The organism is Okeania sp. SIO2C2, assembly GCF_010692625.1.
Classification (GTDB): domain Bacteria; phylum Cyanobacteriota; class Cyanobacteriia; order Cyanobacteriales; family Microcoleaceae; genus Okeania; species Okeania hirsuta.
The window spans coordinates 291,749-312,681 of the sequence record NZ_JAAHGM010000009.1; the positions used below are offsets into that span (position 1 = coordinate 291,749).

The 20,933-nt window shown below is 36.2% G+C and carries 23 protein-coding genes; 7 read left to right on the forward strand and 16 right to left on the reverse strand.

Features of this window, described 5'->3' with window-relative positions; translation table 11 throughout:
- Positions 1 to 92: 92 nt before the first annotated feature.
- The 6 genes from F6K18_RS10460 to F6K18_RS10485 form a co-directional block, all read right to left on the reverse strand.
- The gene (locus F6K18_RS10460) at positions 93 to 398 is read right to left on the reverse strand and encodes a transposase (protein ID WP_287520740.1); all 306 of its coding nucleotides are present in this window, start codon (positions 396 to 398) and stop codon (positions 93 to 95) included.
- The gene (locus F6K18_RS10465) at positions 373 to 777 is read right to left on the reverse strand and encodes a hypothetical protein (RefSeq protein WP_287520673.1); all 405 of its coding nucleotides are present in this window, start codon (positions 775 to 777) and stop codon (positions 373 to 375) included. The genes F6K18_RS10460 and F6K18_RS10465 overlap by 26 nt, the downstream gene beginning before the upstream one ends.
- Positions 778 to 798: 21 nt before the next feature.
- Positions 799 to 1,107: a helix-turn-helix domain-containing protein gene (locus tag F6K18_RS10470; RefSeq protein ID WP_287520675.1), complete on the reverse strand. Its 309-nt coding sequence runs from the start codon at positions 1,105 to 1,107 to the stop codon at positions 799 to 801.
- A gap of 328 nt (positions 1,108 to 1,435) precedes the next feature.
- The gene (locus tag F6K18_RS10475; protein WP_287276035.1) at positions 1,436 to 1,927 is read right to left on the reverse strand and encodes a YajQ family cyclic di-GMP-binding protein; all 492 of its coding nucleotides are present in this window, start codon (positions 1,925 to 1,927) and stop codon (positions 1,436 to 1,438) included.
- A 290-nt stretch (positions 1,928 to 2,217) separates the two neighbouring features.
- Entirely contained in the window at positions 2,218 to 2,640 is a 423-nt protein-coding gene (locus tag F6K18_RS10480) for an MAPEG family protein (RefSeq protein WP_287520676.1), read from the reverse strand.
- Between the two features lie 13 nt (positions 2,641 to 2,653).
- Positions 2,654 to 3,157, reverse strand: coding sequence for a DNA recombination-mediator protein A (locus tag F6K18_RS10485; protein WP_287520677.1), 504 nt, complete (start codon positions 3,155 to 3,157; stop codon positions 2,654 to 2,656).
- A gap of 90 nt (positions 3,158 to 3,247) precedes the next feature.
- Here F6K18_RS10485 and F6K18_RS10490 point away from each other — a divergent pair, with 90 nt between their 5' ends.
- Positions 3,248 to 4,702 (forward strand): carotenoid oxygenase family protein, encoded by a 1,455-nt coding sequence (locus tag F6K18_RS10490; protein WP_353735045.1) that lies wholly within the window; start codon positions 3,248 to 3,250, stop codon positions 4,700 to 4,702.
- Positions 4,703 to 5,541: 839 nt separating this feature from the next.
- Here the strand turns inward: F6K18_RS10490 and F6K18_RS10495 are convergent.
- The 3 genes from F6K18_RS10495 to ebsA all read right to left on the reverse strand — a co-directional run bounded on the left by F6K18_RS10495 (position 5,542) and on the right by ebsA (position 7,615).
- A complete protein-coding gene (locus F6K18_RS10495) occupies positions 5,542 to 6,615 on the reverse strand; it encodes a phosphotransacetylase family protein (protein ID WP_287520679.1) in 1,074 nt (357 codons plus the stop codon).
- Between the two features lie 131 nt (positions 6,616 to 6,746).
- The gene (locus F6K18_RS10500; RefSeq protein ID WP_287520680.1) at positions 6,747 to 7,145 is read right to left on the reverse strand and encodes a hypothetical protein; all 399 of its coding nucleotides are present in this window, start codon (positions 7,143 to 7,145) and stop codon (positions 6,747 to 6,749) included.
- A 98-nt stretch (positions 7,146 to 7,243) separates the two neighbouring features.
- Positions 7,244 to 7,615: a type IV pilus biogenesis protein EbsA gene (ebsA, locus tag F6K18_RS10505; protein WP_287520681.1), complete on the reverse strand. Its 372-nt coding sequence runs from the start codon at positions 7,613 to 7,615 to the stop codon at positions 7,244 to 7,246.
- Positions 7,616 to 7,898: 283 nt separating this feature from the next.
- Between ebsA and F6K18_RS10510 the strand changes: the two genes are divergently transcribed.
- From F6K18_RS10510 to F6K18_RS10520, 3 genes are all read left to right on the forward strand, one after another.
- Entirely contained in the window at positions 7,899 to 9,404 is a 1,506-nt protein-coding gene (locus F6K18_RS10510) for a glycosyltransferase family 2 protein (protein ID WP_287520683.1), read from the forward strand.
- A gap of 521 nt (positions 9,405 to 9,925) precedes the next feature.
- A complete protein-coding gene (locus F6K18_RS10515) occupies positions 9,926 to 11,143 on the forward strand; it encodes a succinate--CoA ligase subunit beta (protein ID WP_287520685.1) in 1,218 nt (405 codons plus the stop codon).
- Between the two features lie 205 nt (positions 11,144 to 11,348).
- Positions 11,349 to 12,251 (forward strand): CoA-binding protein, encoded by a 903-nt coding sequence (locus tag F6K18_RS10520; protein WP_287520687.1) that lies wholly within the window; start codon positions 11,349 to 11,351, stop codon positions 12,249 to 12,251.
- 940 nt (positions 12,252 to 13,191) lie between these two features.
- On the opposite strand, the gene F6K18_RS10530 is transcribed toward F6K18_RS10520, so the two are convergent.
- The 6 genes from F6K18_RS10530 to F6K18_RS10555 form a co-directional block, all read right to left on the reverse strand.
- Entirely contained in the window at positions 13,192 to 13,434 is a 243-nt protein-coding gene (locus F6K18_RS10530; protein WP_287520689.1) for a hypothetical protein, read from the reverse strand.
- 10 nt (positions 13,435 to 13,444) lie between these two features.
- On the reverse strand, positions 13,445 to 13,729 hold the full coding sequence (locus F6K18_RS10535; RefSeq protein ID WP_124145612.1) for a YiaA/YiaB family inner membrane protein: 285 nt from the start codon (positions 13,727 to 13,729) through the stop codon (positions 13,445 to 13,447).
- 710 nt (positions 13,730 to 14,439) lie between these two features.
- Positions 14,440 to 14,988 carry a hypothetical protein gene (locus tag F6K18_RS10540; protein ID WP_287520691.1) on the reverse strand — a complete coding sequence of 183 codons (549 nt, stop codon included), beginning with the start codon at positions 14,986 to 14,988 and terminating at the stop codon, positions 14,440 to 14,442.
- Between the two features lie 460 nt (positions 14,989 to 15,448).
- Positions 15,449 to 15,658, reverse strand: a complete 210-nt coding sequence (locus F6K18_RS10545; RefSeq protein ID WP_240038999.1) for a hypothetical protein — start codon at positions 15,656 to 15,658, stop codon at positions 15,449 to 15,451.
- Between the two features lie 179 nt (positions 15,659 to 15,837).
- Positions 15,838 to 16,545, reverse strand: a complete 708-nt coding sequence (locus tag F6K18_RS10550; RefSeq protein ID WP_287520694.1) for a hypothetical protein — start codon at positions 16,543 to 16,545, stop codon at positions 15,838 to 15,840.
- A 258-nt stretch (positions 16,546 to 16,803) separates the two neighbouring features.
- Positions 16,804 to 17,070, reverse strand: a complete 267-nt coding sequence (locus tag F6K18_RS10555; RefSeq protein ID WP_124147260.1) for a hypothetical protein — start codon at positions 17,068 to 17,070, stop codon at positions 16,804 to 16,806.
- A 246-nt stretch (positions 17,071 to 17,316) separates the two neighbouring features.
- On the opposite strand from F6K18_RS10555, the gene F6K18_RS10560 reads away from it, so the two are divergent.
- Both F6K18_RS10560 and F6K18_RS10565 read left to right on the forward strand, forming a co-directional pair.
- Positions 17,317 to 17,655: a RodZ family helix-turn-helix domain-containing protein gene (locus F6K18_RS10560; protein WP_124147261.1), complete on the forward strand. Its 339-nt coding sequence runs from the start codon at positions 17,317 to 17,319 to the stop codon at positions 17,653 to 17,655.
- Positions 17,656 to 17,658: 3 nt separating this feature from the next.
- Complete coding sequence (locus F6K18_RS10565; RefSeq protein ID WP_124147262.1) at positions 17,659 to 18,342, forward strand: ImmA/IrrE family metallo-endopeptidase; 684 nt, start codon at positions 17,659 to 17,661, stop codon at positions 18,340 to 18,342.
- A 58-nt stretch (positions 18,343 to 18,400) separates the two neighbouring features.
- On the opposite strand, the gene F6K18_RS10570 is transcribed toward F6K18_RS10565, so the two are convergent.
- Positions 18,401 to 18,544, reverse strand: coding sequence for a hypothetical protein (locus tag F6K18_RS10570; RefSeq protein WP_287520696.1), 144 nt, complete (start codon positions 18,542 to 18,544; stop codon positions 18,401 to 18,403).
- A gap of 144 nt (positions 18,545 to 18,688) precedes the next feature.
- Between F6K18_RS10570 and F6K18_RS10575 the strand changes: the two genes are divergently transcribed.
- On the forward strand, positions 18,689 to 20,695 hold the full coding sequence (locus tag F6K18_RS10575) for a hypothetical protein (RefSeq protein ID WP_287520697.1): 2,007 nt from the start codon (positions 18,689 to 18,691) through the stop codon (positions 20,693 to 20,695).
- Positions 20,696 to 20,933 lie beyond the last annotated feature (238 nt).

Below are 20,933 nucleotides of genomic sequence, written 5' to 3' on the forward strand. Positions count from 1 at the left end.
TTCCACAGTGAGGACAATTCCCCGGTACGGTCTTTTAACTTTAATTCTTGATTAATACGACCACAACTATGACAAGTTTTGGATGATGGAAACTACTGGTCAGCTAGCACTACTGTCCCACCAGAGCTTACGATTTTGGTTGTCAATCGTTCTCTAAATTGATAAAATCCAAGCCTTGCTATTGATGCTGCTAATTTACCATTTTTCATCATCCCTTTCACATTTAAACTCTCTAAGCAGACGTGCTTAATTTGACTCACTAATTTTGTAGTAGTTTTTTCTATGAAATCTCTGCGCATGTTCTTCACACGACTATGATAGTTAGCGAGTTTTTTGTAGTATTTAATCGCATTTTTTGAAGGTGGTTTATCTTTATCTCCTAGTTGTTCCCATACGATTACGCCATTGAAACTTAGCTATTTTTAATTGCTCTAGTTTAATAGAGTTTGGGATACTTACAACTTCGGAGTCCCCCTTTTCTTGATTTGCTATACTGGCAACTTGCTTAACTCCAACATCTATACCAAAAGTTTCGTATTCCCGCTCATCTAATAGAGGATGAACTGGCAACTGCTCGGCTTCAATACTAAAACTAACAAACCATTTTTCCCCTGTTCTACTAATAGTAAAAGTCTGACTTGCTGTGGTGTAAGGAATTGATTCCCATAATCGAAAAATCCCTAATGTTGGTATTTTAATTTTTTTACCAGGACTAATAGTTACTTTTCCATTACCGTCATAAACAGTAAAAGATTGTCTGCCTTTTTTCCTTTTCAATTTAGGATATTTACTGATTCCCTATTTCGGTTTAAATGCTTCACCTAGATGTTGAAAAGCGCTTTGATAAACGCGAGACGAATAATTATTTGCCCAGGCATATTCTGGTTGCTTTTTTACATAGTTAGTAAAGACTTTTTTAGCTTCTAAAATGCGTAATGCGTAACTCAAGCTAACTTTCTGACCACTCTTGTTAACTTTGGTCATGGCAGAAGTTCCATTAACCATACTGAGGCCATAGTTGTAAACGAAACGAGCATAACCAGCACATTGAGCCATTTTTGAGCGCTCCTGATTACTCAGTTTTAGTTCAAATTTTTTGGCGTACAATCAAATCACCTCCAAGCAGGTTATCAACTATTTTTTTGGCTAAGTCAAAAAAATCCCCTTCTTTTTTTCAGTTATTGCCGGAAATTGCCATAGATATTGATACTAGCAATCAGCTCCTAGAGAATTTCATCTTTTGAAATTCAAAACAATCAAAATTATCCCGAAAATATCCAACACCGGGATATTGCTCGAGATATTCCATAGCAATTAAGGTAAATTTTATCGCAGTCGAAGCAAAGGCTAGGACAGATTAAAAGCTTAAAACTCAGACAACGTGATACTTTTCCTTCTTCCTTCTTCCTTCTTCCTTCTTCCTTCTGCTATCTAATTAACGATAATTTGTAAATTGTAATGGCACAGGTAAATCTTCTTCTTTTAACCTTTGCATTACTGCTTGTAAATCATCTTTAGACTTAGCAGAAATTCTAACTGAATCACCTTGAATAGATGCTTGTACTTTCTTAAATTCATCTTTAATCAACTTAGTGATTTTTTTAGAAATTTCTTGAGTAAGACCTTTTTGCAGTTTAACTTCTTGCCTAACTCTACCGCCACTAGCAGATTCCACCTTACCAAAATCAAATATCTTTAACGATAAATTACGTTTTGCTGCTTTAGTTTGTAAAACAGTATGAACTGCATCTAAAGCAAATTGACTACTGGTATTAATCGTAATTGTATCTTCTGCCAATTCTAATGTCGTATTAGAATCCTTCAAATCATAGCGAGCTTTTATTTCTCGTTCAGCTTGGTCTATAGAATTAACTAATTCTTGTCTATCAAAATCGCTGACTATATCAAAAGATGATGTAGATGCCATAATTATTCAATATATTATTGCTGTTATTTGACTTTAAGTATTAAAAAATTGACTACATTAATATAGAAGTCGGAGGAAATTTTAGGACAGTTCAAAAGTTTAAGATTAAAACTTTTTCTTCTGCTATACAATTAATTAATTTGAGATTTTTGATTGAAAAAAAACTCTTTATATCGTTTATATTTCAAGCCTTGATATTAGGATTTTTTTTCCTAATACCAACAAATAGTATTACCTTTAAATTTTAATTTAGAAACAGAAACTATTCTAAATTAAACCAGCAGAATAGATTAAAAATTATTAATACTAATCAAACTGAGAATAAATAAAATAGTAGTACCAGAAGAACTAACAACAAACATTAGCGATCGCCCAATAGGCACATTCAAAATATAAAATATTGAATAAAAAAATCGCCCAACAACAAAAGCAACTGCCGCTCCTATTGCCAAAATAGAATCTTGTTGTGTGAGATATGCCATCAAAGAAGCTGCTGTAAACAAAATCAAAGTTTCAAAAGAATTTTGATGTGCCCAGGTTGCCCTCTTAGCATAATCAGGTAATTGTTCAAACATTGCCCGAGGCGCACCCAGGTCATAGCCTACTTTAACACGACCGTAGGCTACTACTAAAAAAGGTGCGTAGACTAGCACTGCTCCTATTACTATGGAATCTAATAATATCGATGATGCTGGTAACTCCAACAAACTCATTTTTTTTGTTATATTAATCTAGATAGAACAGAGTTACTACTTTACGTTGTTCTTCTGCATCTTGACAAGTCTTCAAAAGAGTATTACTTTCGTGAAAAGCAAAGCAAATAAGCTGTTGGCATCGAGAAATAATTTCCTGGTTACATATAGAGCTTGCTTCAGCTAAAGATAATTGGTCATTTTTAGGATTTTCCACTAAATGAATAACCTTATCCAATTGTTGGCGAGATTCTCTTGGTTGCCGTTTCATACTTTGAGGTAAAATAACAGTAACTAGGTTAGGATCGGCTCTCATTGCCCCCCGAACTACTGCTAAATTAGTACCTGTTGCCCCTGACGTAATAACATGATTCGATCCTAAAACCAAGGCATAACTTAACAACTCAATTAATTGTTGATGAGTAATAGGAACATGACGAGAACCCAAAATAGCAATTCGTTTAGAACCTGTTTGTTGGATTGCTAAAAGTTCCTCTAAAAAGTCATCTACCTTGGGGATATCAATTGATTGACTCAAAGATTTTATCTACCGTAATAAAATTGCCTAGAGGATTATAACAATTAAATATATTTTTGTACATCTATAAATCTTTAGGAAAAATAACAATTGATCGTTAGAAATCAATCACTAAAAACTCCAGGATGGGCAAAGGCTTTTTCTCAACCAGCTCAAGAATTCCCACCTACTACTTTACCAATTATTTCTGGTGCTGTACCCTCTGGATTAAGAGGTTGTTTATATAGAAATGGTCCTGCTAGATTATCCCGGAATCAACAAAAAGTAGGACACTGGTTTGATGGAGATGGTGCAATTCTAGCAGTGCATTTTAATTCTTCTTTTCTAGAAAATCAAGAACCTTGGGCTGTTTATCGTTATGTGCAGACAGCAGGGTATCAACTTGAGACAGAAAAAGAAAGATTTATTTTTGGTGGCTATGGAATGAACCCTCCAGGAAATCTATGGGATAAGCTCACTCAACCAATAAAAAATGCTGCTAATACCTCAGTTTTGGCTTTGCCAGATCGGCTTTTAGCACTCTGGGAAGGTGGACATCCCCACTCTCTCAATTTGCAAACCTTGGCAACTTTGGGACTAGAAGATTTAGGAGGCTTAGAAAATCATCAAAGCTATTCAGCACATCCTAAAGTAGATAGTGTCACAGGTGACATATATAACTTTGGAGTAACTCCTGGACTAAATAGCTCGCTCAATATCTACCGCAGTAATAGTAGTGGAAAAATTCAGCAAAAAGGTCTGATTCCTATATCTGGCGTCCCTCTAATTCACGATTTTGTTTTAGCAGGTCCATATCTAATATTTTTTATTTCACCCGTGCGTTTAAAATTACTGCCAGCTTTTACAAAGGTAAAAAGCTTCAGTGATGCTTTAACCTGGCAACCAGAGCTAGGAACACAGATTTTACTGGTCGATCGCTCATCTCTACAACTCATCAGTCGTCAAGAAACGGAACCCTGGTATCAGTGGCACTTTGGCAATAGCTATGTAGACTCGGATGGCACAGTATTAGTTTACTTAATCCGCTATACAGATTTTAACCAAACAAATAAGTACCTTCAAGAGGTACCTACTGGGCAAACTCATACTCCTGCTCATGGGATATTCTGGCAGATACGCCTAGACCCTAAATCTGGTCGTATCATTGATAGTTATAAATTATTAGACATTCCCTGTGAGTTGCCTACGGTTGCTCCTACTGAGGTCGGAAAACCATTTCGCTTTACTTATTTGTTAGTTCATAAACCAGGAATAGATATTAGTCAAGAAATGTTTGGGGCGATCGCCTGTTTTGACCATCAAAAAAATATCCTCACTACCACCGATTTAAGGCCCAATTGCTATCCTATGGAACCTATCTATGCTCCTGATGCTGAAGATGATCAGAAAGGATGGGTATTAACTGTTATTTTTGACGGTGAGCGCAACTGTAGTGAGGTCTGGATATTTGATGCTTCTAACTTGGATGCTGAACCTGTTTGTCGGTTAGCCTTACCAGAAGTTATACCAATGGGTTTCCACGGTATTTGGAGTCAGGAGCATTGAAGAAGGCAAAAGGTACCTATGCTGAAGGTCTAATAATATCAAATCCGGTTAAACAGTTATAGATTGGTTAAGTCTTGAGGAGTCAACCCACCCGCGCGCTCCTCCCAGGAGAGGGAGGACTGAGTCAGGAGGAGAGAGAATCACTTTGATGAGCGTAGTTATGACGATTGAATAATTTTTTTATGTCTAATTCAACGGATTTGATATAACAATTACCAAAAGTAAGATTATACTTAGGTAGCACTTCAATTATTAAGTAATTAACACAAGCTAAATTATCTTTTTGATAATTAGGGCTTACATATCAAATATAAAAGCATTGACAGGTAAAGGTTTTAGCTTTTTTTCGTTATAAATAAAGTGCAACTTTTTAAGCTTGAGCGACCAAAAAGTTAGGATAAAAGGCAGAATAATTGCAGAAAAATCAAGGGATAAAATATCCGACTACCTCCTCTAAATCCCGCATTCCTCCTGACTCCTGACTTCTGACTCCTACTTCATAGCAAAAGACTTCCATAAGCAAACCCTAATTACCACGCTGGTTAGCATTAATTATTCTTGTTTTTACTTCCACTCCTGGGAGCAGGTCTAATTTTTTGTCGTCAGAGAATATTTACAACCCTATTTTTTTTGAGATTCTGTGCTTCCCACACTCCCCACACTTCCCACACTCCCCACCCCCTCTTCCTTTTTTTTCTAGTGACAATAAATTGACCCTGCCTCCTGGGAGGGGTTAGGGGTGGGTTCACTCCCTTGCCTTTCCCCATAACCCCAAACAATTTCAAGCACCGTGTAGACGGTGGAGTATTAAACCCGTAAAAGAAAAGATAATTTTTTGACTAAATCTCTAGCTGAAAATGACTGAGCAAATGCTCAAAGTTGAAGTCTTGTGCCATTAGTCTATTCACACATTCTACTTTCATAGGTTCGTGTAAACGTACAGTACCAAAAGTTCTATCTATAATTTCTACAGTAGATAGAGTATCACAGTCCACTGACAAAACAGGTACTTCTACATACTCGGCACGACGCAGCACTAACTCATCAGGAGGCAGTTGCCCAGTTAAAATTAGACAATGGGTAGAAGTCTCTAAAGCTGCTAGTTGAATATCTGTGCGATCGCCTCCGGTAACTACTGCCATATTTGTAGTTTTACGGAAATATTTAATAGCCGCACTAACATTCATTGCACCAATTGTCAAGCTTTCGACCATTAAATCCAGACGGTCAGGGCGACAAAGTACCTGGGCGTTTAATTGTTTAACTAATTCTGCCACTGTGACACTGCGTAAGAGACTGCTTCTCGGCAATATTCCTAATACAGGAATGTTCCTAGACTCTAGAAAAGGTCTCACTAAAGTAGTTACTGTTTCTTGTGCTGCTAGTGGTACATCATTAATGACCACACCCAAAAGGGAACTACCCAAACGTTGTTTAGCTGAGAGTAAAGAGTCTATATAAGAACCGGAATTTGGACGAGTAACCAAAATTACGGCAGCATTAAGAATTTCGGCAACTTGTACTATGGATAGTTCAAATAGATTACCCTCATCTAAATTACTTGGTCCTTCTAATAAAACTAAATCTTCTCCTTCTACCTGTAGATATTGAGCTAGAGATTTTTGATAGTCAGTGTTGTCCTCTCCAAGCAAACGCTTTTTTATAGTACTTTCATCTAGCATCAACAGAGTTGGCCGAATACTATTTTCTGAAAGCTTGAGAGTTTCAGTAATAAACTTTACATCAGCATCAATTTCTACAGATACTGAATTTAAAGAGTTTCCCAAGGGTTTTCCATAAGCAATGCTTATCCCTTGCTTTTGCAGCTTATGGGCTATTCCTAAAGTAATTGTAGACTTGCCACTGTAAGCTTCGGTCGATCCAATTAGCAAATGATTGGCAGATTTTGGCACACCCTCACTCCCGCAATCAATGAACTTGTCAATGTCAATATAATTTGGATTTTAGATTAAATGTTGTCAATTTGTTTCACATTTTTAAATTATAAGGTTGACACTCCCGCGCCGTCAAACGGCGGGAATTGTTAAGAAATATAAATCCTTAAAGGGTTAGCCAAAAGCCCCCTATACACTCGCTCAAAATTGATTCTGTGCTTACTTTTCACTAAAATATTGACACTACCATTAATATCTTCTGAAACCAAATGTTGAGCTTTTGTCTGATACAACCCATACTTTATTCTGTTACCCGAAAATTTAGTTTGACTGGGGTTATTGGCATTGTCAACAGGTATTTCATCTCGGTCGTAAAAACTCACCTTGGACGAGTAAGACTGTTGTTGTTCCAAATAGTCAATTCCGTATCGAAAACACAAGGCTTTAAGTTTTGGCCTCAATTGCCAAAAAGGAATCTGAACAAAGTTTTTATTGTTGGAGTGACCAATATTAATCTCTTGTTTGATATTCTTAGTATATAGCGACATTAATCAAAATGTAAAACACTGCTAAAAGCACGGGGTTTCAAATCCAAACTTTTCGATGAGAACAAGATTAAATCTCAGGAATTACATTTCAAGCTGAATCACTCATAGCGAAGTAACTTTCCATAAAAATTCTTAGAAAAATCTACATTACGAGTACGATGATAAATTAGCAATACATCGATTAAAGAATCAACAAACTCATAAGTGGCCATTATTGTATCATAACTAAGCTCCTGATTACCATCAAACTGCATTCGGCAACGAGTTATGTCTGCAGGTAATATAGAAACATTCCAGGTGATAACAAAAGGGATATTCTCCCCTCCTTCAATATTTCTCGCTCCTTCTAGATTTTTTTGTTTGTAAAGACTAATAGCATGAGCTAGGTATTTACGTCTGTTATCTGGGTAATATGGAGTGTAAACAGCTATTTCCCCTTTTTCGGCTGGCTTTAATTGATTAATTGACATCCTCTAGTTTCCTGAATCAATAATATCCATTCCTCGGAAATTATATTATAAGTAACTATAGTCTCAATGTATAAAAGCTAAATTTAAGTCAACGTTTCAGCTGTGTTAAAAAATCAGCTCTAAAACTTTATATTACCTGTGGTGTAGCAATTGTTAGCCAAACTACCCTCTACATTCTTCACTTAACAAAGATTATATTTATAGTTTTTTCAGATGGAATTAGGTTAGTCTCTTAAAACATAAGAAAATTATTAGTGATTGGATCTTTAAGATTAATTTAGTTATGCCCAACAGTTCTTGGCCAAAAAATGATTATTATAGGGAAACCCAAATCAATCAAAACGATAACTTCTGTAACGAACAGCAAAATAATCAGGTAGCACAAACTAAGAAATACTTAGATCAGAGCCAAATCAAACAAGAAAAGGAAGTGTTAAGTAGTCATCAGAATATTTACGATGGTCGTAGACGTAAAGCAGCACTTATGTCATTTCTGATTTGGACCACTACTATCGCTCTGCACTTACTTTCCTGGGGATATTGGGTAATTTTAGCTCTGACTGGTTTACTATCAGTTCAACTTATGAGAATACTATTCGCTCAACCAAAACTACCTCCAAAACCTCTATCAGAAGAAAATTCGACAGACTGGCCTTATATATCTCTGTTAGTAGCAGCTAAAAATGAAGAGGCTGTAATTAGTAAATTGGTAAAAAATATCTGTACTTTAGATTATCCAACCAATAATTACGAACTTTGGGTAATAGATGACAATAGTACAGATCAAACCCCTGTATTGTTAGAACAGTTGGCAAAAGAATATCAGCAGCTTAATGTTATTAGGAGAAGTCCAGATGCTAGTGGAGGTAAATCAGGCGCTCTCAATACTGCGATACCTTTGATTAAGGGAGAAATTTTAGGAGTGTTTGATGCAGATGCAGAGGTAACACCGGATCTCCTCCGAAAGGTAGTACCACTTTTTGCCAGAGAAAAAGTAGGGGCAGTACAAGTTAGAAAAGCGATCGCCAATGCAGGTCTAAATTTTTGGACAAAAGGCCAATCACGAGAAATGGCTCTAGATAGTTTTTTTCAGGAACAACGAATTGCAATTGGTGGTATTGGAGAACTCAGGGGAAATGGCCAATTCGTCCGTTTGAATGCCCTGAAAGAATGTGAGGGATGGAATGAACAGACTATTACTGATGATTTAGATTTAACAATTCGTCTACACTTAAACCAATGGGATATAGATTTTCTCAGTTTTCCGGCAGTAATGGAGGAAGGAGTAACTAACCCAAAAGCTTTGTGGCATCAACGTTCCCGATGGGCAGAAGGTGGGTATCAGCGTTATCTAGATTACTGGCAATTGATTTTGCGTAACCGAATGAGATTTGGTAAGACTTGGGATTTATGGCAATTTTTGGTGACCCAATATCTAATATCGGTTGCTGCTGTACCTGATTTTCTGATGGCAATAATTTTGCGTCGTTTACCCATCACCAGTCCTTTGACTGTGTTTACAGTAACAGTTTCTGTATTGGGAATGTTTATTGGTTTACGTCGAACCAGAAAACAAGAAAAGAGTATGGTTGGAGAAGGGAAGTTGGACTTTGTTTCTGAGAAAGAACATCCATTGTCTATACTACTTACTTTTTTAGAAAGTGTGCGAGGCACTTTTTATATGTTGCATTGGTTTGCAGTGATGGGCGCTACTATTACCAGGATGTCTATATTACCTAAGCGACTAAAGTGGGTAAAAACAGTTCATAAAGGGGATTGGGAAAGTTAAAGATTTAGGTTATTATTATCGAATTACTTAGTTTGATGGTAATTCGATCTACTCTTAGTAGCTATCAATAATGTTTTTAACAAATAAGTATCAAAAATCAAATATATGGCAATTCTATTTCTAAAGTGTGAAACCTAAATTTGATATTATTTTATTAAAATCGCTATACTCAAAGTTATAGGCATAACAATTTTTCAGATTTAGAATTGCTAAAATTAGCATAAACTAATTAATTGATTGATCTACATAAAATTAATCTAATTACTTCTAATAGTAACATTGATAAAATAAATTATGCAAATTCCGTTTTGAACAAAAAGGAATAAAGAAAGTAGTTCCTTTTTAAAAGAAATAATGATTCTCCTTCAAGACTATTAATTAATAATTTAATAAAAATTAAATTTGATTTGAACTATTAAGTACATTCGCAAACATCATAGCTGCAAAATTTATCAAATAAATATCGGAGAACTTAAAACAATCATATTATCAACTTAAGAAAATTAAACGTTAAAGTTAGTATGGATTTATTAGAATATCAGGCAAAATCTTTGTTTAGTGGGATGGGAATTCCTGTTTTACCATCTCAAAGAATAGATTATCCTAAAGATTTAAAAAAATTAAAAATACCTTATCCAGTCGTACTTAAATCTCAAGTTCATGCTGGAGAAAGAAGTAGCTTAGGTGGAATTAAATTTGTTGAAAATACAATTGATGCTGTGGCAGCAGCTCAGGCAATTTTTAATTTGCCGATCAAAGATGAGTATCCAGAAGTTTTATTGGCAGAAGCAAAATATAATGCTAATCAAGAATTATACTTAGCAGTTGTTTTAGACCCAATAGTACGCCGTCCTGTACTTCTCGGTTCAGCACAAGGAGGTATTGATACAGAAGCAGCTATGACAAGGATGCAACAGGTAGTTGTTAATCAACAATTTTCCCCTTTTTATGCACGTCGTCTGATGGTAAAAATTGGACTGCAAGGAAAACTGATAGAATTAGTGAGTCATATAGTGGAAAAAATGTATCAATTATTTATAGAAAAGGATTTAGATTTAGTAGAAATTAATCCTTTAGGTGTGAGTCCGACGGGAGAAGTCATGGCTTTAGATGGTAAAGTAAGTGTTAATGACCGTGCCCTAGGTCGTCATCTAGAATTGGTAAATTTAGTGGGCAAAAATATTACTAATAATGATGAAATTCAAGAAAAACAAGTAAGTAAAATAGACAAAAATTCTTTATTAATTACAAATAATTCCAATGCAGCAGCTAATGAAAAAATTATTCCAGATTATCAACTGAAGTTTACAGAATTGCAAGGAAATATCGGAATTTTATGCAATGGTGAAGGTTTAACAATGGCTACTGTTGATTTGGTAATGGAAGCTAATGGAAACCCAGCAAATTTTCTGAATATTAAGCTGGGTGATTATTTGGAGATCAAGGATAGTTTACGAATAAAAATGTTTGCTGCTTTGGATTTAGTTAGTCAAAAGGAAAATGTAAAGGTAGTATTGGTGAATTTTCTAGGTATAGTTCAGACAAGTGATGAGTTGATTACTATAGTTTACGAGTATTTGAATAATTTAAAAACTATGGACAAGAGTAATATTATTTTTATACTGCGTTTATTAGGAGGTGAAGTGAGTAGAGCTAAAGAACGTTTATCAGGTCTACCAGTAGAGGTAATCGAAAATTTAGAAGATGCAGTTACTAAAGCTGTTTCTTTAGCTAGGTAGCGTTCAACAATTAATAATTAATAATTAATAATTAATAATTACCTCTTCTGGAAAGCGGATAGGATTGAACTGAAGGAAAATATTTTCTTTTTATTTTCTTCATAAATGAAGAGGTATTAGACCAAATTAAGCAATTATCAATTATCCATTATCAATTATCCATTATCCATTGATAAATGCCTATACAAATAAGGGCTGAAGAATTATGAATTTAACTCCAGATAGTAAGGTAATAGTTCAGGGTGTTACAGAAAAAATGTCTACCCAGATAGCCTTAATGATGAAGTCCTATGGAACAAATGTAGTAGCAGGTATTAGTCCTGGAGAAGGGGGACAAGAATGGTCTGGTATACCTGTGTTTAGTTTGGTAGAGCAAGCAGTGGCAAAAGTGGGTATTATTGATACCACTTTGATAGTTGTGCCTGCTTATAGGGTATTAGATGCTAGTTTAGAGGCGATCGCTTCTGGCATTAAACAAATTGTCATCGTTACAGAAGGAGTGCCACCTCTAGATATGGTCCAGTTATTGAGAAAAGCTGAGGCTACAGAAACTCTGATTGTTGGACCTAACTGTGCAGGTATTATCGTGCCGGATAAATTACTGTTGGGCACTCATCCAACTCAGTTTTACACACCAGGCCCAGTGGGGATTATTAGTCGCAGCAATACTCTTACTTATGAAGTAGCTTGGGAATTAACAAAGTCAAGATTGGGGCAATCTATCTGTGTTAGTATTGGTTGCGATCCAATTGTTGGTTCTTCTTTTTTGCAATGGTTACAAATATTAGATGAGGATGACCGTACAGAGTTAATTGTTTTAGTAGGAGAAATTGGTGGTGCAAGTGAGGAAATTGCAGCTTCTTATATATCAGAAACAATTGATAAACCTGTAGTTGCTTATATTGCTGGTATTTATGCTCCAATAAATCAAAATTATAGTCACGCTAGTAGTTTAATTAGTGCTAGAAACTCAAGGGTAAAACATAATTTCCACAATCAGATGAAGAGTAAAATTTTAGCTTTTAAAGAATTTAAAATACCAGTAGCAAAACGACCTTCGGAAATCCCTAGCTTAGTGAAATATTCACTAGAAAAAAAGTATGTTTAATTGAATTTTTGACTAATTAATTATTAGTCAAAGTTAATGAAGTTTTAATTTTTTTAGTTTAAAGAGCTAAGCAAGAGTTTAGAGCTGATTTATAAAGTAAATCTTAAGTTAGCTAGTGGCCCAACCATCAAGTGAATTAAAGGGCCTTGAAGAAGGAGACAGGAGACAGGAGACAGGAGACAGGAGGAAAATTACATGGGGATAGTCAACGACCTGCCGCTCCGCGTCTACGCTCCCCCAAGTAATTTTGAACACCCCCGTTGACGGTGGGGTATTAAACCCACAAAGAAAATGATAAATCATCGCTTCACTTACATCTGAATACACCTCATAATCTTTACTTAAATGTCGAAATCTATTCAACCAAGCAAAAGTGCCTTCAACAATCGATCACTTAGGTAGGCGCTCAAAAGTTTGGGCAGTTCTTCTGATGACTTCCACTCTAACGCGATACTGCTGACGCAAAGCTCGGCGAATGCCACAAACTTTCGCTTACTGCACTCGCAAAATTTTTACCAGAATAACCCTGATCTACCCAAAGCACCTCTAGTTTCAACAGCTTATCCTTAGCTTCATTCAGTACCACGACTGCTCCTAATCGTTTTGATTAAACCTGTGATTGCCAGGCAGACTTATAATATCATGTCCGGTTGAACAGTGATAAATAAATAACTACGGAGGAGTCAGGAGTCAGGAGTCAGGAGTCAGGAGGGAAGAAAGAAGAAGAACTGGAGTTGAAGGAGAGAGTTTTCTTATCACTAATTATCCGGACATGATATAAGTATGTCTGATGTCAAATCCGGTGCTGATTCTCATTGTTAACAGACCCACTTCTAGTCTACTTCATATCAAATTTTCCTCATTGCTGAAAGATACAATTGTTTGATCACAAAGATTTCAGCTATTTTTTGGTGATTCTGTTTAATCGGATTTGATGTAATTAGGGCTTGCTGATTAAATCTAAAAGCATTGACATATAAAGACAAGTGCCTTTTTGAGGTCGAAAAAAGTGCCTGGTTTTCAGCTCTTCATGCTCATGCATGGAGGGTATTTTAGGCAAAAGTTGGGCAGAGAAATCATTCTGACAATTCTTACTCCTACCTACTCTAAATTCCCCGTTCCTCCTGTCTCCTGTCTCCTGTCTCCTGTCTCCTACCCTCACCCATAAGACTTTTGAGCGCAAACCCTAATTATTATTTGTCTAAAGGGTGATGCTCTGCCAATAGTTTTTCAACTTTTGCTTCATCAAGTCTGGCAGTTATCCTTTGATATTCGTGATTATCTCTAATAGTTTTTGCTAGGGTAAAAGTGGAACCTACTGAGAATGTTAAACCCATTCCTAAAAAGCCTTTAATCCAATTATCTACAGGTAGGTAAATAATACCGATCGCTGTACCAGAAGTAGCTAAAATAAAGGAAGCCCAAACTTGAAGTATCCATGCAGCAGTATCTTTTTGTTGAGTATATTTGTTAGTCATAAAATTATTACCTCAAATCAAAGTTTTTGGCTGATTTCTTTGTATTTTATATGTATAAACTTACAGTAATATTAGTAGAGTGACAGTTTGAATATATACACAGGTGATCACTCTTATTTTAGCTTTTTTTAAACGCTACAAATAGGGTTTGAGATGTACAACATGATATTTAGGAGTAGACAGTCAAGAAATTGTACTATAGCAGTACGTTTTTTGGTGTTTGACGATAAATTTTGGTTGTAATATCATGTCCGGTTAAATAACCTGACAATTATTAGAAATCTCCATAAAAGAGGGAGTAGGGAGTAGGGGGAAAGAATTGATGAATAAAAGTACGATAATTAATTTTATTTTTTATGATTGGAGATGTCTATTAGACTAAAATCTCGATCATTAGGTAATTGGAAGTATGTGCAATTAGACAAACTTTTTATTAGATCATTTCCGGATAATTAGCTATCAAAAACCTTTTACCTTTAAACCAATATTTTCTTCTGCCTTCTGCCCTCTGCCTTATGCCTTCTACCTTATTCAATTTGTAGGAGTTAACGGCCGTTAACCCCTACTATGTTTTATCGTCAAAAATTAACTTTTCTTTTGTTGATTCTTTTGTTCTAGAACAATTTCTTTCATGGCTTGAAATGAACGAGAATTTGATGCACCTTCAATAGCTTTCACTGCTAAATCTTGAACCTGAGTCAAGGTAGAATCTAATTGTGCAGATAAATTTTTAATTCGTTTTCTCGTTGTTTAATTAACAATTGATTTTCTTCCTCAATTGCTGCTTCATACTCTTGTTGTTCCTTTTGCCAAGCTTTTCGCTTAGTAGTCATATCCTTTGATATATTTTCTTGATGTTCGCTAAAATTCTGCTCTAGAAATCCTAACTTTTCTTGATGTTCTTGAGTTAAAATATGCAGTGCATCAGCAACAACACGAACTTTTTGTAACTCTTGTAAATGTTGATTTTCAATTTCAATTGCAAGCTTTAATTCCTCAAGTTTAGTAGATTCTTGATGCAAATTGTCTAATAACTGATTAACAATACTACCAAAATCTAATTGTAAATCAGCCAAACCTTTAACAATACTATCTGCAGTATAAGTAGCAGCAGTTTCTAGGATTTGTTTCCCTTTTTCTTTCTCTGCTTCCTCCTCCTTAGTTGCTACTTTTGATGCAAGATTTTTCCTGGCAGCTAAAATTTCTTCAAATGATTTCATCACTCTAAATTTGCTACTTTCTGATGCAGTTTGTGTCATTTTTTTTCTCCATAATGTTGATAATTTTACTCGCTTCATCTCCATAAATCACTCGCTGTTTGCGGAGCATGAACTTAGGAAATGCTAACTGTTTAAATGCCGTTTGCGGAAAATTCCGTCAGGAAACGCTTTTTAATGTGATACAGTAACAACTAACCCAATAATTGAGATTTAAAGCCTTTCCTTTAAAGGATAAACAAGAAAACATTTTCATTTTAGTCAATCCTTTTCTTTTCAAAGAAGGGTAATTATTAATTATTAATTATTAATTATTAATTGTTGAACCCAGTTTCCGAAGTTGCTTCAAAATATCTTCATATTCTTGGGCAGTATTTAATTTTTTCCTAGTCGTTTATGGTGCTAATCACTTAAGAGTTTTCTGGCATTTTTCACAGCGATTTCCTTTCCAGCAGCAACAATCATCTACTAACTCTAAAAGAGTCAATTTTAAGCGACTATTTTATGTCAGTAATGCCTGGTAGTTATTTTGAATAGATTCAACAACTAAACTAATATGTTGTAAATCTTGACTGAAGTTTTCCAGGTCATTAATAGCATCAGTTCTAATTTGATGTTTAACTTCTAATTTTCCCCGTAAACTATCTTCCCATTCCTGGGTTTGTGGTGTTTTTGCACCCTGATGAATCCTGAATTTAGCAATTTTACTCATTTGTACCTCTTTAAGTTTTCCCGATGTTTTTTATTGGCATAAAACTACAAAAACTTTCAAGCTAAAAGCTGTAAATAGAGACGCAAAAAATTCATCAACAGCCTTTGGCTGGAAGTCACGAAGACCTCCTCAGGAGTCAATTGATTCTGTCTCCTGACTCCTGACTCCTGACTCCTTCTTCAAGAAGATAATGCAGCAGCTAAAGACTCATTTCCCTGTGGTAACGCTTGATCATTACTAACATTTAAACTCAGCGAATAATTTTGTTCACTATTAGTATGAGCTACCATCAAATTAGCAGTTTCTTCAGCAGATAAATTATCTAAGCAAACCATCTTTCTGGTTCCTTCTAAGTCAATCATTCTTGATAGATTATTTTGGTCAGAAAGCACTGCTGCTGCCTGCTGAATAATCGACCAATCTGTACGTTCTTGCCAACGCCATTTTAAGCTGTAATAATTGATAGGTTTTACTACACCATTTTCATCTGGCTTTTGACTGCTGTGCTTGACAAATTCAGGAAGAAAAATACCTGTTGCTGGCTCTACTCCTTGGCTCTGAACTGAAGCAATTAAACGATTAAAATCATTCAAAGAACGACTTTTAATATATGTCACCATTAACACTCCATGAGGTAATTCTCCTGACTCAGCAATAAACCAGATTTGACCCCATAATGTATTAATTGTTTGACCTAAATTGCCGAAAAATTTGCTAAACTTGATGATTGTCATTGAGATTTTAGAACCATAATCTGTGTCTCCAATCACCCATTGTCCTGACTGACAATTATTACGAACAGCAATAGGAATTTCTGGTACTAATAAAGCTTGTTTCGGTTTAGCTCCAAACACATAAATTTTTGCTTTAACATTAGAATTAGACATCTTTTATTTCCTTTAGTTTTATTTTTTGTCTGCCTTGAAAAAAGTAGTAGGTTATATAGCAGGGAACAGGGAACAGGGAACAGGCAACAGTGAGAAAAGTATCTCTGGTGTCTTACGGTTCATCATCAACATAAGTCAAACACCAACTCGTTCCTTGCTATGGTGAAACCATTGCCTGTTCTCCACAAATCGACCTGTCCCCGCGTCTGGTGCGTCTCCTCGACCCGTCCCCACCAACCAATTTTTTCAGCAGCCTAATTAATTAATTAGATGTGTCGCCTTTGCTGGTTGTGGATATTGGTAATCTGTAGTTGCTTCCTGCTGCGCTTTAATAATTCGCAATGCTCCCAACAAATGCTCTAACATTTCTATGTGAGCAGGAGTAAAGTGAATACTGAAGCCTTCCACGTCTCTTGCATACCCTGGGCAAACAAGAGAAGCTGAACTCTGTTCTTCATGGGTAGCAATATACAGCCAGTCTTCGTCTTCCAATTTGTAGTGTGTATCTGTCCAGGTTCTCAGCATAATGCTATCCTCCAGGTGAGCGGTACTTGTTGAGACTCTCATAAATTTACAATTAGCCAACTTGAGCATGACTCCATATATAGATCCTAAATTTAATTGACTTAATTTTCAACCTTACCAGTAGTGTCTCATAAGTTGACTTTTTTTTCAACTAAATCTATTGTAGCGCTAGTTGATTTTATCGTCAAGAGTAAAGTTGAAATTTTCGTCAAAGTTGCTTACAATGCTTATTAGGAGGTAAAAGCCGTGGAAAAAAGTTTTGGAAAGTTAATTAGACAGGCCCGTAAAGACAAAGGATATTCCCAACGAGAGTTGGCCAAATTCTTAGGAGTGGACTTTACATATTTGTCCAAGCTAGAAAACGATCGCGCCGACTATGCACCAAAAGAAGAAGTGATTCGTGGGTTAGCTAGGAATCTCGATTTGGATGAAGAGGAATTAATTTTCCTCGCTGGCAGAATTCCTCAACAGTATGAGGAGATTCTTAAGCAAAATCCAAAAGAGATGCTCGCATTGTTCCGACGAATGCAAGAAAATCCTGAATTCGCTCAAACAATATCTCAAGCTGCAACAGAGGGAGAATGAACCGTGAGTATCCTCAAACCGTATTGCTTTTATCGCAAGGAGTCGATTGAGCATCGGGCAAATGATATTCTCAGGCTAATGCATAAAACCGCAAATTTTGCTCCCAGGTGGCCTTTTGAAGCTTCTTTAGTTGCTGATTTTTTAGACTTGGGAGTAGTTTGGGATGAAATTCCTCCTGACGAAGGGGGGGCGATCGCTGCCCGAATTTTACCAACAGAACGACTGATTGAACTCAATGAAAAGATTTTAGACAAGCCTCAAGGCTTTCAAGAATCAACACTTGCTCATGAAATTGGTCATTGGGTGCTACATATTAATCAGGATGAAGCAGATGGAGCTGTGAAGCAGTTAGAACTCGACCTTGGTAATTATGGAACGCCAAATCAGTCAGAACAACCTTTTGTTTGTCGGGGTGCAAGTGGCAGCAAGATTGATTCTATTGAATGGCAAGCTCAATATTTTGCAGGCTGTTTATTGATGCCAAAATCGATTCTTGAGGAGAAAAGACAAGGCAAAGATTTAACTAAGTGGTCAAATCTTTATAAAATTAAAGATGAGTTAGGCGTCAGCATTTCTAATTTAACTTACCGTCTGCAAGAGTTTGGCTGGATTTATATTCCTAAAGGTAGTCGAACAATTCATCGGGGACCTGAGGAAATTCAAGGACAAACACAACTGTTTGGATAAACCTAAAAACTAACACAAAGAAATTAGCCAGCCTGTTTCAATGGCTGGTTGAATAATATTAGAAGTCAGGAATAGCATCGGGCAATTCCTCTTCCAGTAATCTCAGGCGAGGATATTGATACGCAGCAATAGTTCCCATGATTGCTAATAAACCGATAACAATGTCTAGAAGACCAACTCCAATGATTTTTAGATTAAGCATGAACGCAAAAAATAAGTTTTTCAATTTTACCTTCAGCTACTGACCATTACATTTCAGCAACGCCAAAAATTAAATCGTCTAGAAACTCCTTTCCCTGAGCGTTTTGCAGACATTTCTCAAGCTGTAATTAGCTACGTTTCCCAATTGCTTTCGATACCTGAAACTCAGATTTTTAAGGATTTTATCAATAAAGCTCAGGAAAATCTTGAGAATGAGGTTGGCCGTCTGCGCGTGCCGCCCCCTGGAGGCTCCCAAATTCAAACTTTTACTAGTATATGTAATAAGTCTCGTAAAATAGAGATTAAAAAAAGTGACGGGGATAAATATGTCTATTTTGATTGTATCGAGATCGCTGACTTTGATACGGAATCGATCACCGACTACAAAAAGCGATCTGAGCAATCAAAACAAAGCACTGTTTTTTATGAATTTAATAAAATTATGCTTGATTTAGGTCGTAAGTTATCCTCGAAAGAAGATGTAGACTTTAGTCGAGAACATACCAAAATATTTATTAAGTATCTCACAGGCGATCTTAATTTTTCAGATCATTTTTTAGATCGAATACCTGGATTCAGAATAGACACTGTGTACTTATTTGATGAAAAAAATGGTGTTATAGCTCTTTATCCTCCTACTAAAGATGGAGTTTTCGATAGCGAGAGAAAACTTGACTACAGGGAGCGCCCTTGGTATAAATCTAGTATGAGTCAATATGAGACTGTTTATTTGCCAGAAAATTCACCAGGAAATACATCAGGACTTACTGGAATTTTCATTGATATCACTGATACGAGGACACCCAATGCCATAAGAACACTCTGGTATCGTTTCAAAGATACTAAGGAAAATCAATATATTTTGGCATTTGATATGTTCTTGGATAAAACAGATAATTCTTTTCTTTCCTTTTTCTTGTTATCGACCCCCTTTGAATGGATGATGTTGGTGTTAATTGCACTGCCTTCATCACTAATACTAAGTTTGCTGTATGAAGAGTTGGTAAAAAGATTGCGAAACACTAATTCTTTCAATAATTTGTCTGGAATTAGGTTTACTCTGATCAAAGAATACTATGCTACTTTGAACGATCAAAGTATTTCATTCAATGATACTAATGTCATGATCAGCCGTTCTTCTGTACAAACATCCGTAGGAGTAACATTATCACTTCAAGGAGCAGGTATGGAAGGTAAAATTGAGCGAACCGCGCAACAGAATCGTCAAGAAGAAAAAGCTTATAGCTATAGCTTCGATCACCAATACAGTTTGAAAGTCGGTCCCGTCAGACCAACCCATAAAGCTGTACAGATTTGGCAAGCTGAACGGGAACCCCACCAGGGTAAATCACAGATTGTCGGTCATGTGGTTGCAGACTGGAAAACTAATAATACCGTTAGTTCATCGGGAGAGTTGTCAATTAAGTCAATTTTTTGGAATAAAAAGGAGGAGGTATACTTTCCTTCTTTCCAACGTCAACTAAGAGATCATCTCCTTACTGGGGAGACGGGAGAACTTACTTTGGTTCCTGATACGCAATATCAAAAAAGACAAAGCATCCCGGCTTTGTTAAGCGATATTGACCCTGATAAGTTGGAGACAGTTCCTGAACTGAAACAAGTGATTGATAATAGCTTTGATCTTGACCAGGGACGCTTTTTTGTCTCACAACTGGAGACGGTGGAAACGCTTTATGCATTAGGTCATGTCAAGGCTATATATTCCATTCCTTTTGTCCGCAAGATTATAAAAAAGGGACAGCATGATTTTTTCAGGACAACGGCAATGGACACCGACAAAGAAGAGTTTCGCTTCGTGCTTGAACATGAACCTCATCACTTCAAGAATAGGGTATATAATCATCTCAATCCAGATATTCAAGATGACTGGAAAAACGAATCACCATTCCAGATCATGGTACATCAGCGCAGTAATACAGAGAATGTCATCCTGGAGCAAGAGGGATTTTCGCTGATTTACATCAACAATGTGTTAAGGTTTGTACTGTACTCGTTGTCTGATGATACATATTCAGGAATTGGCTGGGTTAGCTGGCGCAAGGTCGATCTTGAATTTTTCAAAACGCTTTACGACTATCAGCGTTCAAAAGGCAATTCCCTCAAAACAGTGAAAAGCTACATTGAGTCGTAAAGCGAAGATTCGTGTCATTAGGTGTAGTATGTAGTTGAAGCGCTTGATATATATAGGGATATATAGATTTATATTGGTTATATCATGTTCCCCTCCGGGGGAGCTACGAATTGCGGATAATCAGTTATAAAAAACCTTCTGCCTTCTAACCTTGCTCTTTCCCTTCAGCATAGCTGCCCTCTGCCTTCTGCCTTTGGTCCACAGATATGATAAGTATTCAACCGAACATGATATTAGT